At 74.2% G+C, this 11,580-nt stretch carries 16 protein-coding genes; 10 read left to right on the forward strand and 6 right to left on the reverse strand.

Annotation, left to right across the window (positions count from 1 at the left end):
• On the reverse strand, positions 1 to 1,055 hold a 1,055-nt coding region (locus DKL51_RS25080; protein ID WP_124812564.1), incomplete at its 3' end, for a glycosyltransferase family 39 protein.
• A 130-nt stretch (positions 1,056 to 1,185) separates the two neighbouring features.
• On the opposite strand from DKL51_RS25080, the gene DKL51_RS25085 reads away from it, so the two are divergent.
• Together DKL51_RS25085 and DKL51_RS25090 are read left to right on the forward strand one after the other, a co-directional pair.
• Positions 1,186 to 1,671 (forward strand): GNAT family N-acetyltransferase, encoded by a 486-nt coding sequence (locus DKL51_RS25085; RefSeq protein WP_109944425.1) that lies wholly within the window; start codon positions 1,186 to 1,188, stop codon positions 1,669 to 1,671.
• A 23-nt stretch (positions 1,672 to 1,694) separates the two neighbouring features.
• Positions 1,695 to 2,084 carry a cupin domain-containing protein gene (locus DKL51_RS25090; RefSeq protein ID WP_109965888.1) on the forward strand — a complete coding sequence of 130 codons (390 nt, stop codon included), beginning with the start codon at positions 1,695 to 1,697 and terminating at the stop codon, positions 2,082 to 2,084.
• A gap of 3 nt (positions 2,085 to 2,087) precedes the next feature.
• On the opposite strand, the gene DKL51_RS25095 is transcribed toward DKL51_RS25090, so the two are convergent.
• Positions 2,088 to 3,323 (reverse strand): MFS transporter, encoded by a 1,236-nt coding sequence (locus DKL51_RS25095; protein WP_124812565.1) that lies wholly within the window; start codon positions 3,321 to 3,323, stop codon positions 2,088 to 2,090.
• 69 nt (positions 3,324 to 3,392) lie between these two features.
• Between DKL51_RS25095 and DKL51_RS25100 the strand changes: the two genes are divergently transcribed.
• The 4 genes from DKL51_RS25100 to DKL51_RS25115 all read left to right on the forward strand — a co-directional run bounded on the left by DKL51_RS25100 (position 3,393) and on the right by DKL51_RS25115 (position 5,518).
• Positions 3,393 to 3,884: a MarR family winged helix-turn-helix transcriptional regulator gene (locus tag DKL51_RS25100; protein WP_207783995.1), complete on the forward strand. Its 492-nt coding sequence runs from the start codon at positions 3,393 to 3,395 to the stop codon at positions 3,882 to 3,884.
• Between the two features lie 57 nt (positions 3,885 to 3,941).
• Positions 3,942 to 4,463 carry a DUF2087 domain-containing protein gene (locus DKL51_RS25105; RefSeq protein WP_109946970.1) on the forward strand — a complete coding sequence of 174 codons (522 nt, stop codon included), beginning with the start codon at positions 3,942 to 3,944 and terminating at the stop codon, positions 4,461 to 4,463.
• A 38-nt stretch (positions 4,464 to 4,501) separates the two neighbouring features.
• Positions 4,502 to 5,011, forward strand: a complete 510-nt coding sequence (locus DKL51_RS25110) for a GNAT family N-acetyltransferase (RefSeq protein ID WP_243422643.1) — start codon at positions 4,502 to 4,504, stop codon at positions 5,009 to 5,011.
• Positions 5,012 to 5,086: 75 nt separating this feature from the next.
• On the forward strand, positions 5,087 to 5,518 hold the full coding sequence (locus tag DKL51_RS25115) for an Hsp20/alpha crystallin family protein (protein WP_109946971.1): 432 nt from the start codon (positions 5,087 to 5,089) through the stop codon (positions 5,516 to 5,518).
• A gap of 13 nt (positions 5,519 to 5,531) precedes the next feature.
• Here DKL51_RS25115 and DKL51_RS25120 read toward each other — a convergent pair whose 3' ends face one another.
• The gene (locus DKL51_RS25120) at positions 5,532 to 6,551 is read right to left on the reverse strand and encodes a helix-turn-helix transcriptional regulator (protein ID WP_124812567.1); all 1,020 of its coding nucleotides are present in this window, start codon (positions 6,549 to 6,551) and stop codon (positions 5,532 to 5,534) included.
• A 142-nt stretch (positions 6,552 to 6,693) separates the two neighbouring features.
• Between DKL51_RS25120 and DKL51_RS25125 the strand changes: the two genes are divergently transcribed.
• Both DKL51_RS25125 and DKL51_RS25130 read left to right on the forward strand, forming a co-directional pair.
• Positions 6,694 to 7,686, forward strand: coding sequence for a tyrosine-type recombinase/integrase (locus DKL51_RS25125; protein WP_109946973.1), 993 nt, complete (start codon positions 6,694 to 6,696; stop codon positions 7,684 to 7,686).
• A gap of 39 nt (positions 7,687 to 7,725) precedes the next feature.
• Positions 7,726 to 8,571, forward strand: coding sequence for an LLM class flavin-dependent oxidoreductase (locus DKL51_RS25130; protein ID WP_124812568.1), 846 nt, complete (start codon positions 7,726 to 7,728; stop codon positions 8,569 to 8,571).
• Between the two features lie 11 nt (positions 8,572 to 8,582).
• On the opposite strand, the gene DKL51_RS25135 is transcribed toward DKL51_RS25130, so the two are convergent.
• A complete protein-coding gene (locus DKL51_RS25135) occupies positions 8,583 to 8,984 on the reverse strand; it encodes a winged helix-turn-helix transcriptional regulator (protein ID WP_109946975.1) in 402 nt (133 codons plus the stop codon).
• Positions 8,985 to 9,080: 96 nt separating this feature from the next.
• Between DKL51_RS25135 and DKL51_RS25140 the strand changes: the two genes are divergently transcribed.
• Positions 9,081 to 9,908 carry an SDR family oxidoreductase gene (locus DKL51_RS25140; RefSeq protein ID WP_124812569.1) on the forward strand — a complete coding sequence of 276 codons (828 nt, stop codon included), beginning with the start codon at positions 9,081 to 9,083 and terminating at the stop codon, positions 9,906 to 9,908.
• Positions 9,909 to 9,958: 50 nt separating this feature from the next.
• Here DKL51_RS25140 and DKL51_RS25145 read toward each other — a convergent pair whose 3' ends face one another.
• Entirely contained in the window at positions 9,959 to 10,330 is a 372-nt protein-coding gene (locus tag DKL51_RS25145; protein ID WP_109946976.1) for a VOC family protein, read from the reverse strand.
• Between the two features lie 144 nt (positions 10,331 to 10,474).
• Between DKL51_RS25145 and DKL51_RS25150 the strand changes: the two genes are divergently transcribed.
• Positions 10,475 to 10,933: an Rv0361 family membrane protein gene (locus tag DKL51_RS25150; protein ID WP_124812570.1), complete on the forward strand. Its 459-nt coding sequence runs from the start codon at positions 10,475 to 10,477 to the stop codon at positions 10,931 to 10,933.
• Position 10,934: 1 nt separating this feature from the next.
• Here the strand turns inward: DKL51_RS25150 and DKL51_RS25155 are convergent.
• Positions 10,935 to 11,580: thymidine kinase (locus DKL51_RS25155; RefSeq protein ID WP_438819673.1), on the reverse strand; the 646-nt coding region annotated here is incomplete at its 5' end.

An 11,580-nucleotide genomic window follows, 5' to 3' on the forward strand; every position in this document is an offset into this window, starting at 1 on the left:
ACGCCGCCGGCGGCGACCAGCGCCCGCCGGAACCGCGCGGCCCGGCGGCCGGCCCACTCGGTGGTGACGACCGCGCCGGCGGCGGTCAGTACCAGCAGCAGCGGCGCGTCGTAGTAACCCTTGCCGCCGCCGAGCAGGACGATCGCGAACACGACCAGCCAGGCCCAGGCGATCGCCCGGTACGCCCGCCACACCGGCCGGCGCAGCAGCGCGACCAGCCCGGCGACCCAGATCGGCACCGCGTACGGGCTGATGATCTCCAACTGCAGCACGATCGCCTCGAACCGGCCGCTGTAGGAGCTGTCCCCGTCGGAGATCGAGGAGGCCACCGAGAGCTGGGGGAACCCGTGCGTGGCCTGCCAGAGCAGGTTCGGCGCGGCGAGCAGGACGACGAGCCCGGCGGCGGCGAGCACCCACCGGTCGCGCAGCAGCCGCCGCGGCCCGGCGATCGCCACCCCGGCCAGCAGGCCGACGGCAAGCAGGGCGGGCAGCAGCTTGTTGAGCATGCCCACGCCGAGCGCCAGGCCGACACCGAGGGCCCACCGACTGTCCCCGGTACGCAGCACGCGCACGGCGCACCACGCCGCGGCCAGCCAGACCAGCAGGTCGACGGTGGTGGTGCTGAGCAGATGCCCGGGGGCGAGCACGATCCCGGCGACGGCGGCCAGGAACGCGGCGAACAGTTGCCCCCCGCGGCCGGCGCCGAACTCCCGGGCGATGGCCGCGACGAGGACCACCGCCGCGCCGGCGATCAGCGCCGACGGGGTGCGCAGCGCGACCAGGTTGCCCGGTGCGAGGGTGTCCATCAGCCGGGCCAGGGCTGGTACCAGCGGCCCCTGGTCGACGTACCCCCAGTCGAGGTGCCGGCCGCAGAGCAGGAAGTACAACTCGTCGCGGTGGTAGCCGTACCGGCCGGAGAGCAGCAGCAGGACGGCGGTGACCGCGGCCCCCACCAGCCACGGCCCCGCGGTACGCGGGCCGGGAGGTGGCGGAACGTCGGCCCGCGGCGGGGTCCGGGCGTCGGGGCGGTCCAGGTCGGTGACGGGTTCGGCCACGCGCCCATCATCGTCCCGGCCCGCCACCGCCCGGGTACCCGCGGCCCGCCGGGCAGGTCACGGTTCGGGCACACGGGTCGCCGGGAAACGGGGTCGCCGGTGGCCGTCGCCCGGGGCTAGGGTCGCCGGGATGCGGATCCGAGAGTTCACCGAGGCCGACTGGTCGCAGGTCTGGCCGATCGTGCAGGACGTCATCACCGGGCAGGAGACCTTCCCGTACGACCCGGCCTGGTCCGCCGAGGTGGCCCACGACGTCTGGGTGGAACGGCCGCCCGGTCACACGGTGGTGGCGGAGCAGGACGGAACGATCCTCGGCACGGCGAAGATGGGCTCGAACCGGCCGGGCCCGGGTTCGCACGTCGCCACCGCCAGCTTCATGGTGTCGTCCGCCGCCCGCGGCCGCGGCGTCGGCCGCGCCCTCGCGGAGTACGCGTTGGACTGGGCACGCCGGCAGGGCTACGCGGCGATGCAGTTCAACGCGGTGGTGGAAGTCAACGAGGTGGCCGTGGAGCTGTACCGGCGGCTCGGCTTCGCGGTGGTCGGCACGGTGCCGGAGGCGTTCGCGCACCCCACCCTCGGGCGGGTCGGCCTGCACGTCATGCACCGTCACCTGTGAACAGTCGACGAGGGGATGGATCGATGAGAGACGAGCCGATCGACCTGGCCACCGCGCTGGCGGGCTTCGACCAGCTGTGGAGTCCGCGCATCGTCACGACGGTCAACGACTACGACGTCCGGGTCGCGAAGGTGGCCGGGGAGCACGTGTGGCACGTCCACGAGCACACCGACGAGTTCTTCCTGGTGCTCGACGGGGAGTTGCGGATCGCGCTGCGCGACGGCACCGGCGAACGTGAGGTGGTGCTGCCCCGCGGCGGGGTGTTCGTGGTGCCGCGTGGGGTTGAACACCGACCGTCCGCGCCGCAGGGCGCGTCGATCCTCATGTTCGAGCCGTCGGGCACGTCCAGTGTCGGGGACCGGCACGAGGCGGTGCCTGAGCACGTGGACGCCACCACCGGGCACGCGCTCTGAGCGTCAGCGCGCCGCCGGGACCTGCGCTGCGGGTGCCGGCGGCGCGCTGACCGACCAGCCCAGCCGGCGTACGGCGGGGACGGCGGCGGTACCGGCGCAGGCGAGGGCGACCAGCGTCGCGGCGACGGCCAGGGGCGCCGGTGGCCCCCAGGCCCGGGCGGCGAGCGGGGCGAGGGCGTACCCGATCGGCATCGCGCCCAGCGACATCAGCCAGTCGTACGAGGTGACGCGGGCGAGCACCCCGGGCGGGACGTGGGCCTGCACCACGGTTTCCCAGACCGGGTTGAGGAACCCCAGCGCGGCCAGCGCGACGCAGTAGGCGGCGATGACCGCCGCGGCGGGCGCGGCGACGGCCAGCAGGAGCAGCGGTGCCGCGTACAGGGCCAGGCCGAGGTTGGCCACCAGCACCGGCCGGCGGGGCCGGAGCCGGCCGGCCAGCAGTGACCCGGCGAGCATGCCGACGGCCCCGCCCTGCTGCAGCAGCACCCAGACGCCCTCCCCGCCGAGCTGGTCCACGGCGACGACCGGGCCCACGGTGAGCAGGACCGCGGCGGCGCCGTTCCAGACGCCGTGCGCGAGCAGGCTGCTCCAGAACCAGTCGCGGGAGCGGACCTCCCGCCAGCCCAGCACCAGGTCGGCCCGGATGGACCGGCGCGGCACGGGGACGTGGCGGACCCGGATCACGGCCAGCAGCAGCGCGCTCAGGGCGAACGACAGCGCGTCGAGGATGAACGCCCAGCCGGGGCCGGCGGTCCAGATCAGCAGGCCGGCCAGGGCGGGCCCGGCGAGGCGGCTGGTGTTGGCGGTGACGCCCATCAGCGCGTTGGCCTGCTGCCGCCCGTCGTGCTCGACGGTGCCGGCGACCAGCGGGGACGCGGTGGGCATGGCGAACGCCGAGGCGGCGCCGCCAAGTGCGGAGGCCGCGGCGATGTGGGACAGCGCCGGGGTGCCGCTGAGCAGTTCGGCGCCGACGGCCAGTTGGGCCGCGCACCGCACCAGGTCGGTGGCGAGGGCGACCCGGCGGGCGTCGAAGCGGTCGGCGACCACGCCGCCGAGGGGCAGCAGGAGCAGTCGGGGGACCATCGCGCAGCCGAGCACGAGGGCGAGGGCGGTGGTCGACCCGGTGGCGCGGAGCACGGCGAGGGCCAGCGCGGTGGGCACCACCGCGTCGCCGACGGCGGAGACGGTACGGCCGAGGAAGAGCAGCCGGAAGGAACGGAGCCGGAGGGGATGCGTCACGCCGGACAACGTATTTCGACGTCGAACCTTTCGTCAACGAATATTTCGGCGTCGGAGTACGGTGGCCGGGTGAAAGACCGCATCGACCGGCACGTCGAACGTTGGCTGCCCGTGCTGCCCGACCTCGACCCGGACGTCGAGGGCGTGGTGACCCGGATGTCGTTCCTCACTCGGCACCTGCGCGCGGTGAAGGAGCGGGCCCTGGCGGACCTGGACCTGCAGGCCCACGAGTTCGGCACGCTGCACGCCCTGGCCGGCCGGGGCGGCCGGGCCGCGCCGTCGGAACTCGCCGTCGACCTCGGCATGGCACCCGCCTCGATCACCGCCCGGGTGGACGCGCTGCTGCGGCGGGGCTTCGTGCGGCGGATCCCCTCCGACGTCGACCGGCGGCGGGTCGACGTGGAGCTGACCGACGCCGGCCGGGCCGCCTGGTCCCGGGCGATGGACGTGGTCGGCGACGAGGAGCACCGCCTGCTCGGGGCGCTCGATTCCACCGAACGGCGGCAGCTGTCCGACCTGCTGCGTCGCGTCGTCCTGGTCGCCGAGCGGCCCGCGGGCTGACCGGCGGCCCGGAAAACGCCTCGCCGGGACCGCGGCCGGGCTGGCAGTCTGCCCCGCATGAGCACACAGGCCCTGGCGGGAGCGCTCGCCGACGACCGACGACGGCTGGTGTTCGCGGCGATTGTGCTGGGCGACCGGGACCTCGCCGCCGTCGCCGCGCGTACCGGACTGTCCGCCCGTGACGTCGCCACCGCCGTTCGCCGGCTGACCGACACCGGCGTGGTGGTCGACGAGGCCGCCGGCCTGCGGGTCGACGGGGAACGGCTGCGCGAGCTGGCCCGGGCGGGAGGGCCGGCCACGGCGGCCCCGGCGCAGAGCCGGGAGGAGACGATCCTGCGCACGTTCCTGCGCGACGGGGTGCTGACCCGGCTGCCCGCGCAGCGGGGACGCCGTCGGGTGCTGCTCGAACACATCGCCGAACGGTCGTTCGAGCCCGGCGTGCGCTATCCGGAACGCGCCGTCGACGACGCGCTGCGGGCCTGGTGCGAGGGGGGCGAGGCGGACCACGTCTCGCTGCGCCGCTACCTGATCGACGACATGCTGCTGGCCCGCGACCACGGCGTCTACTGGCGTCCCTGATCAGGAAAACCCGTTGACCGGGTGGTGAGGATCAAGCGGTGACGACCTGGACGACGACCCCCGCCCGTCCCGACACCCCCGACGCGGTGACCCTGCTCGGCGAGTACATGGAGGAGATGGTGCGCCGCTACCACCGGCGCCCGGCCGGACCCGGTGAGGTGGAGGCGGCGCTGGCCGAGCTGCCGAGCGATGACCTGGCGCAACCCACCGGGATCCTCCTGCTCGCCCACCACGACGGGCGGCTCGCCGGCTGTGCGGGCCTGCGCTTCCGGCCGGACTGGGCCGAGCTGACCCGGGTGTACGTGCGCACCCCGTGGCGCGGCACGGGCGGCGGGGCGGTCCTGCTCGCCGCGGTCGAGGAGCAGGCGCGGGCCGCGGGTGCGGACCGGATCCGGCTGGACACCCGCGCCGACCTCGTCGAGGCCCGGGCCCTGTACGCGCGCCACGGCTACGTCGAGATCCCGGCCTTCAACGACGGCCAGTACGCCGAGCACTGGTTCGAAAAGACCCTGCCGACCCGGGTTGACGATGCCCGGCCGGCGCGCTAAAACAAGGAATTGAGGACTTGAGTCAACCAGACTCAACTTGACACCTTCGGCCAGGAGAACCGAGGAGGCACGACCATGTTGATGCGTACCGACCCGTTCCGTGAGATCGACCGGCTCGCCGAGCAGTTCTTCGGCACCACCACCCGGCCGGCGGTCATGCACCTCGACGCCTACCGCGACGGCGACTACTTCTACGCCGCCTTCGACCTGCCCGGCGTCGACCCGGAGAGCATCGACTGCACGGTCGAGCGCAACGTGCTGACGGTCCGCGCCGAGCGGCGCCGGCCGACCGGCGAGAACGTCGAACTCGTCGCCGCGGAGCGGCCGATGGGCACCTTCACCCGGCAGCTCTTCCTCAGCGAGACCCTCGACACCGACAAGCTCGAGGCCGGCTACGACAACGGTGTGCTGACCCTGCGCATCCCGATCGCCGACCGGGCCAAGCCGCGGCGGATCAGCATCACCGCGCCCGCCAACGGCGACGGCCGCAAGGAGATCAACGCCTGACCGCGCGGCAGGGTCATCCGGGGGCGTCCGGTTCGGACGCCCCCGCCGTCGTCTCACCGGTCGCCGGGTAGAGCCCGGCCAGGGCGTGTGCGGTGGCCGTGAACCGGTCCCGCAGCTCCGCCGGGGCGAGCACCTCGACCTCCGCACCCAGCTTCAACAGCTCGACGTGCCCGTGCTTGACCGACTCGATCGGCACGGTGGTGTACACCCAGCCGTCCTCGTCCGGCTCGCCCGCGGCAGCCCGGGCCGCCCGGCTCATCGCCGGCGGGAAGACGTACGGCATGAACTCCAGCGCCGCCACGGTCATCCGGACCCGGGCCTCGTCGCGGTAGACGTCGCGCTCGTACCGCTGCGTCCAGTCCCGCCAGTACGCGGCCAGGTCGAAGCCCTCCGGCCGCTCGCACCGCTCGTCCCGCACCACCACGTCCAGCACCGCACCGACCCGGTAGGTGCGCACCTGCTCGCCGGAGCCGGCCACCAGGTACCAGCGGCCGGCCTTGAGCACCACGCCCAGCGGGGCCAGCACCCGGGTGACCTCCCGCGGGGCCTTCCACCGGCGGTAGCGCACCTCGACCAGCCGGTCCTCCCACACCGCCCGGGCCAGCGCGCTCAGGTGCGGAGTCGGCTCCGGGTTCCGGAACCAGCCGGGCGCGTCCAGGTGGAACCGCTGCCGCATCCGCCCACCCCGGTCGGCCAGCTCCTCGGGAAGCGCGGCGAGCAGCTTCAACTCCGCCGCCGCCAGCACCGGCCCGAGGCCGAGGTCCGCGGCCGGGCCGGGCATGCCGGCGAGGAACAGCGCCTCCGCCTCGGGCGCGGTCATCCCGGTCAGCCGGGTCCGGTAGCCCTCCAGCAGCCGGTACCCGCCGGCGGGTCCGCGGTCGGCGTACACCGGCACGCCGGCGGCGCCGAGTGACTCCACGTCCCGGTAGACGGTGCGGACCGACACCTCCAGGGCGTCGGCGAGCTCCTGGGCGGTCATCCGCCCCCGGGTCTGCAGGAGCAGCAGCAGGGAGACCAGCCGGCTGGCGCGCACCGGCCGACCGTAACGCCGGGCCCGACGGGCGCCGACACCGGGAAGGCAATTCGCCCGGCACCCGGCTCGCCGGGGGCGCTGTCGGATTCCCGTCGGGCGCGCCTCGTCGCGATTCGTCGCCGCGGCTGAGAGCCTTTCTCACATGCTCCGTTCGGACGTCCTGCCCCGCCCGTCGGCCCGGCCCGCCCTACGCGGCGGGCCGAGCGACTTCACCGAGGCGTGGCTGCGTAACCGGCGGCTGTCGGAGCACACCCGCGACGCGTACCGGCGGGATATCGCCGGCTGGCTCACCTGGTGCGCCGGACGCGGCCTGGACCCGCTGCGGGCGAACTTCCTCGACGTCAACGAGTACGGGCGGGCGCTGGAGTCCACCCTGGCCGTGCGCACTGGCCGGCCGCTGACCCCGGCCACCGTCGCCCGACGGCTCTCGGCCCTGTCCAGCTGGTACGACTTCCTGGTCAAGCTGCGTGCGGTCGACGCCAACCCGGTCTCCGGGGCAGACCGGCCGCGGATCGACCGGGACCACTCCGCCACCGTCGGCCTCACCCCCGACGAGGTGGACGCCCTGCTCGCGGCCGCCGAGGCGGAGACCGGCCCGACCGCCGCCCGCAACCGGGCGGTCATCGCGCTGCTGGCCGACCTCGGACTGCGGGTGGGCGAGCTGGTGTCGCTGAACCTCGACGACCTCGGCGCGGAGCGGGGGCATCGCAGCGTCCGCTTCGTCGGCAAGGGCGGCAAGGTCCGGCGTCGCGCACTGACCCCCGGCACGGCGTACGTGCTGGACGCGTACCTGGCCGCCCGGGCCGCCGCGCAGGGGGTGACCGTGCCGCAGCTGACCGGTCCGCTGCTGGTCACCGCCACCGGCGGCCGCCTCGACCGGCACTCGGTGTTCCGGCTGGTACGCCGGCTGGCCCAGGCCGCCGGCATCCCGGCGTGGGCCAAGCTGTCCCCGCACTCGCTGCGGCACGCCTTCGCCACCACCGCCCGCGCCGAGGGGGTGCCGCTGGAGGACGTGCAGGACGCCATGGGCCACGCCGACCCCCGCACCACCCGCCGCTACGACCGGGACCGGCACAACCTCGACCGCGACCCCGCGTACGTCCTTTGGGCCGCCCGGGCCCGCCGCCGGGGCTGACCCCGTCGGACCGTCACACCCCCGTCGTACGGTGCGGCGATGCGACACGGACTGGAGATCTGCTGCGGCGGCCCGTCGGTGACCGCGTCCCTCCTGGTCGAGCTGGGCGTACTGGCCGAGCGGGCCGGCTGGGACGGGGTGTTCTTCGAGGACTACCTGATCTACTACGAGGGCGACGACCCGCCCACCTACGACCCGTGGCTGCTGCTCGCGGCGATCGCCGCGCGTACCGGGCGCGTGCGGCTGGGCACCACGGTGACCGCTCTGCCGCGTCGGCGTCCGGCGAAGCTGGCCCGGGAGGCGCTCACCGTGGACCATATCTCCGGCGGCCGGGCCACCGTCGCCGTCGGGGTCGGCGACCCGAAGGATCGCGGGCTGGCCGTGTTCGGCGAGCGGACCGACCTGAAGACCCGGGCGGCGATGCTCGACGAAGGGCTTGACCTGCTGGTCGGGCTGCTCGGCGGCGGCCGGGTCGACCATCAGGGAGACCACTATCGGGCCGATGCGGTGACCCTGCGGCCGGCGCCGGTGCAGGCGCCTCGGGTGCCGGTCTGGGTGGGCGGCAGCACGCAGGCGAAGGCGGTGCTGCGCCGGGCGGCCCGCGCCGACGGGATCGTCCCCTACAAGCTCACCGACACCGAGGGGTGGTCGGACTTCACCCCCGACGAGGTGCGGGACATGGTGGCCGCGCTGCCGGCCGCTCGGGCCGACGGGGAACCGTTCGACGTGGCGATCGGCGGGCGCCGGCGCCGCCCTGACGAGCGCGCCGAGCGGGCGTACCTCGGGGAGATCGCGGCGGCCGGGGCGACCTGGTGGCTGGAGTTCGTCCCGGCCGGCGACCCGGAGGCCATGCGGGCGGCGGTCGCCCGGGGCCCGCTGGGCTGAGCTCCGCCGATTCAGCTGCGGCGGCTGCCGGCCCGCGCCTGGGCATCGTAGTCCAGTCGGGCCTGGTCGACCTTGCCGAGGTTGGCGGTCGACCAGTCGGCGAGCGTGGCGAACAGCGGCGCCAGGCTGCGCCCCAGCTCGCTGATCTCGTACTCCACCCGGGGCGGCACCTCGGGGTGGTAGGTGCGCACGACGAGGCCGTCGCGTTCCAACTGCCGCAGCCGCTGGGTCAGCACCTTCGCAGTGATGGTGGTGAGGCGGCGTTCCAGCTCGACGAACCGCTGCCGGCCGTACTCGTTCAGCGCCCAGAGGATCGGCGTGGTCCAGCGGCTGAACACGATGTCGACCACGGGGGCGATCGGGCAGGCCAGCTCGGGGTCGGCCGTGCGGGGCCGCGCGGTGTCTCCGGTCACAGTGCCTCCGATCGCCGTTACTTTCCTCTAGGTACCTACTATACCGGCGCCAGTAATGTCCTCCGCGTCCACAAGGAACTCGGAACGGGAGTGGTCATGATCGTGGTGACGGGAGCGACGGGCAATGTGGGGCGGCCGCTGGTGCGGGCGCTCGTGTCGGCCGGCGAGCAGGTGACGGCCGTGGCGCGGAAGGCGTCGGCGGCGGACCTGCCGGCCGGAATACGGTCCGTCGACGCGGACCTGGCCGAGCCGGCGACCCTCAAGGCGGCGCTCGACGGTGCGGAGGCGCTGTTCCTGCTGCTCTCCGGCGAGCTGCTGGCGACCGGCGGCGACCCGCGCGGCATCCTCGACGTGGCGCGGGAGGCCGGCGTCCGGCGGGTGGTGTTCCTGTCCTCGCAGGGGGTCGCGACCGGGCGGCATCCCGCACACCTGGAGGAGACCGTGACGGCGTCCGGTATGGATTGGACGGTGCTGCGGCCGGGCGGCTTTCACTCGAACGCCCTGCTGTGGGCCGACGCGGTCCGCACCCGACGGTTGGTCGCCGCGCCCTTCGGGGATGTGGCGCTGCCGACCGTCGATCCGGCCGACATCGCCGAGGTCGCGGCGGCCGCCCTGCGGTACGCGGTGCACAGCGGCGCGACGTACGAGCTGACCGGCCCGGCGCCGATCTCGCCGCGTCAGCAGGTCGCGGCGATCGAAGACGCACTGGGGGAGCCGGTTCGCTTCGTCGAGCAGACCCGGGTGGAGGCCCGGGAGCAGATGCTGCGGTTCATGCCCGAGCCGGTCGTGGAGGCGACCCTCGGCATCCTGGGCGCGCCGTTCGCGGCCGAGCAGCGGCTGAGCCCCGACGTCGAGCGGATCCTCGGCCGACCGGCCCGCCCCTTCGCCGACTGGGCGGCCCGCAACGTGGCCGCCTTCCGGTGAGTCGCCGGGCTCGCCGGACGGCACCCCCGCCCGGCGAGCCCGGCCCAGCCTCAGCCCTGCGGGCGGGGGCAGATGCAGAACGGCTGGCCGATCGGGTCGATCAGCACGACCCACCGTTCGCCGCCGGGCTGGAAGTCCGGCTTCGACGCACCGGCGGCCAGGAACTCCTTCTCGGCCACCGTCAGGTCGTCGACGTACAGGTCGAGGTGGTAGCGCTTGCCGGCGGTCTCGTCCGGCCAGGTCGGCGGCCGGTAGCCGGGCACCAGCCCGAAGCCGATCGAGCCCCCGTCCTTGCTGATCATGGCGTACTCGGCCTGGCTGTGCGGGATCTTCCAACCCAGGACGCGGGCGTAGAACGCGGCGTGGGCGACCGGGTCGGAGCTGTCGAGGTTGACCATCGCGAGGTCGGCGTTGATTGTCATGCCGGCCAGTCTGCCGACAGATCCTGACACCTTCTGGCAGGTACGTTGGCCGACTATCCGCCGAGCAGCGCCAGGCGCCGGTCGGCGGCGACACGGCCGCAACTTCCTGCGCGCCGGTCGGCCTGTTGCCTACGGTCGGAGGTGATGGGCAGGGAGCACGTGTGGAGCAGGCCGGCCCGGCCGCGCCGGCCGGTGCGCACCGGCCTGGTGCTGGGCGCCTTCGGCCTGGGCATGTGCCTGATCGGGGTGGCCGGGCTGGGCGTCTGGAACGTGCAGGTGGTGATGCAGGCCAACGGCCCGGTGCGGAAGACCGCCGACGCGTTCCTCCGGGAGGTCGCCACCGGAGACACCGATCAGGCGTACGAGAAGTTGTGCCGGCAGGCCCGCAGCCGGTGGAGCGTGGTCGGCTTCGGCAGCTGGGTACGCACTCCGCCGCAGGTCACCGGCTACGAGATCACGGACGTGTCGGTGGCCACCAAGGGCGGCCGCCCGCGTGGCACGGTGCGGGTGCGGGTGACCCGCGACGGCGGGGCCAGCGAGGAGCGAACGCTGCCGGTGGTGCAGGAGGACGGCAAGTGGCGGGTCTGCGGGGATCCGTTCTGACTCAGGCGCGCGGTCCGAGGTCGCCGCTGCGGTAGTGACGCCGGCAGAGCACCTGGTAGCGCACCTCGGCGCTGTCCACGGTGTCCCCGATGACGACCTGCGCGCCCTCGCGGACCACCCGGCCTGCGACGACCCGGGCGTTGAGCAGGCCTTCCCGGCCGCACCAGCAGAGCACCTCGATTTGGATGCGGGCCACCTCGTCGGCGAGTTCGAACAGCCGCTGCGCGGCCGGGAACAGGCAGGAGCGGAAGTCGGTGGCCAGGCCGAACGCGTACACGTCGACGTCGTAGTTGTCGACCAGCTCGGCCATCTGCTCGACGTGCTCGAGGTTGTAGAAGGAGGCCTCGTCGCAGATCAGGTAGTCGACGCGTACCCCCTCGGCCCAGGCATCGCGGACCACGTCGCGCAGGTCGATCGAGTCGGTGACCTCGATGGCGGCGTGGGCCAGGCCGATGCGGGTGGTGACCTGCGGGCCGAGCGAGCGGTCGATGCGGGTGGTGACCAGGCCGCGGCGGCCCTGCCGGGCGTGGTTGTAGTTCATCTGCAGGGCCATCGTGGACTTGCCGCAGTCCATCGGCCCCCAGAAGAACTTCAGCGCGGCGGCGTGCAGCGGCCGGCCGTCGAGGCCGCTGCACGCCGCCGCGCTG

This window comes from Micromonospora globispora (genome assembly GCF_003857015.1).
GTDB lineage: Bacteria > Actinomycetota > Actinomycetes > Mycobacteriales > Micromonosporaceae > Micromonospora > Micromonospora globispora.

Bases quoted from the DNA above. Each gene is read 5' to 3' on its own strand.
- DKL51_RS25085 (WP_109944425.1), top strand. From the start codon at position 1,186: ATGCGGATCCGAGAGTTCACCGAGGCCGACTGGTCGCAGGTCTGGCCG.
- DKL51_RS25090 (WP_109965888.1), top strand. From the start codon at position 1,695: ATGAGAGACGAGCCGATCGACCTGGCCACCGCGCTGGCGGGCTTCGAC.
- DKL51_RS25105 (WP_109946970.1), top strand. From the start codon at position 3,942: ATGAGCACACAGGCCCTGGCGGGAGCGCTCGCCGACGACCGACGACGG.
- DKL51_RS25115 (WP_109946971.1), top strand. From the start codon at position 5,087: ATGTTGATGCGTACCGACCCGTTCCGTGAGATCGACCGGCTCGCCGAG.
- DKL51_RS25125 (WP_109946973.1), top strand. From the start codon at position 6,694: ATGCTCCGTTCGGACGTCCTGCCCCGCCCGTCGGCCCGGCCCGCCCTA.
- DKL51_RS25130 (WP_124812568.1), top strand. From the start codon at position 7,726: ATGCGACACGGACTGGAGATCTGCTGCGGCGGCCCGTCGGTGACCGCG.
- DKL51_RS25140 (WP_124812569.1), top strand. From the start codon at position 9,081: ATGATCGTGGTGACGGGAGCGACGGGCAATGTGGGGCGGCCGCTGGTG.
- DKL51_RS25145 (WP_109946976.1), bottom strand. From the start codon at position 10,330: ATGACAATCAACGCCGACCTCGCGATGGTCAACCTCGACAGCTCCGAC.
- DKL51_RS25150 (WP_124812570.1), top strand. From the start codon at position 10,475: ATGGGCAGGGAGCACGTGTGGAGCAGGCCGGCCCGGCCGCGCCGGCCG.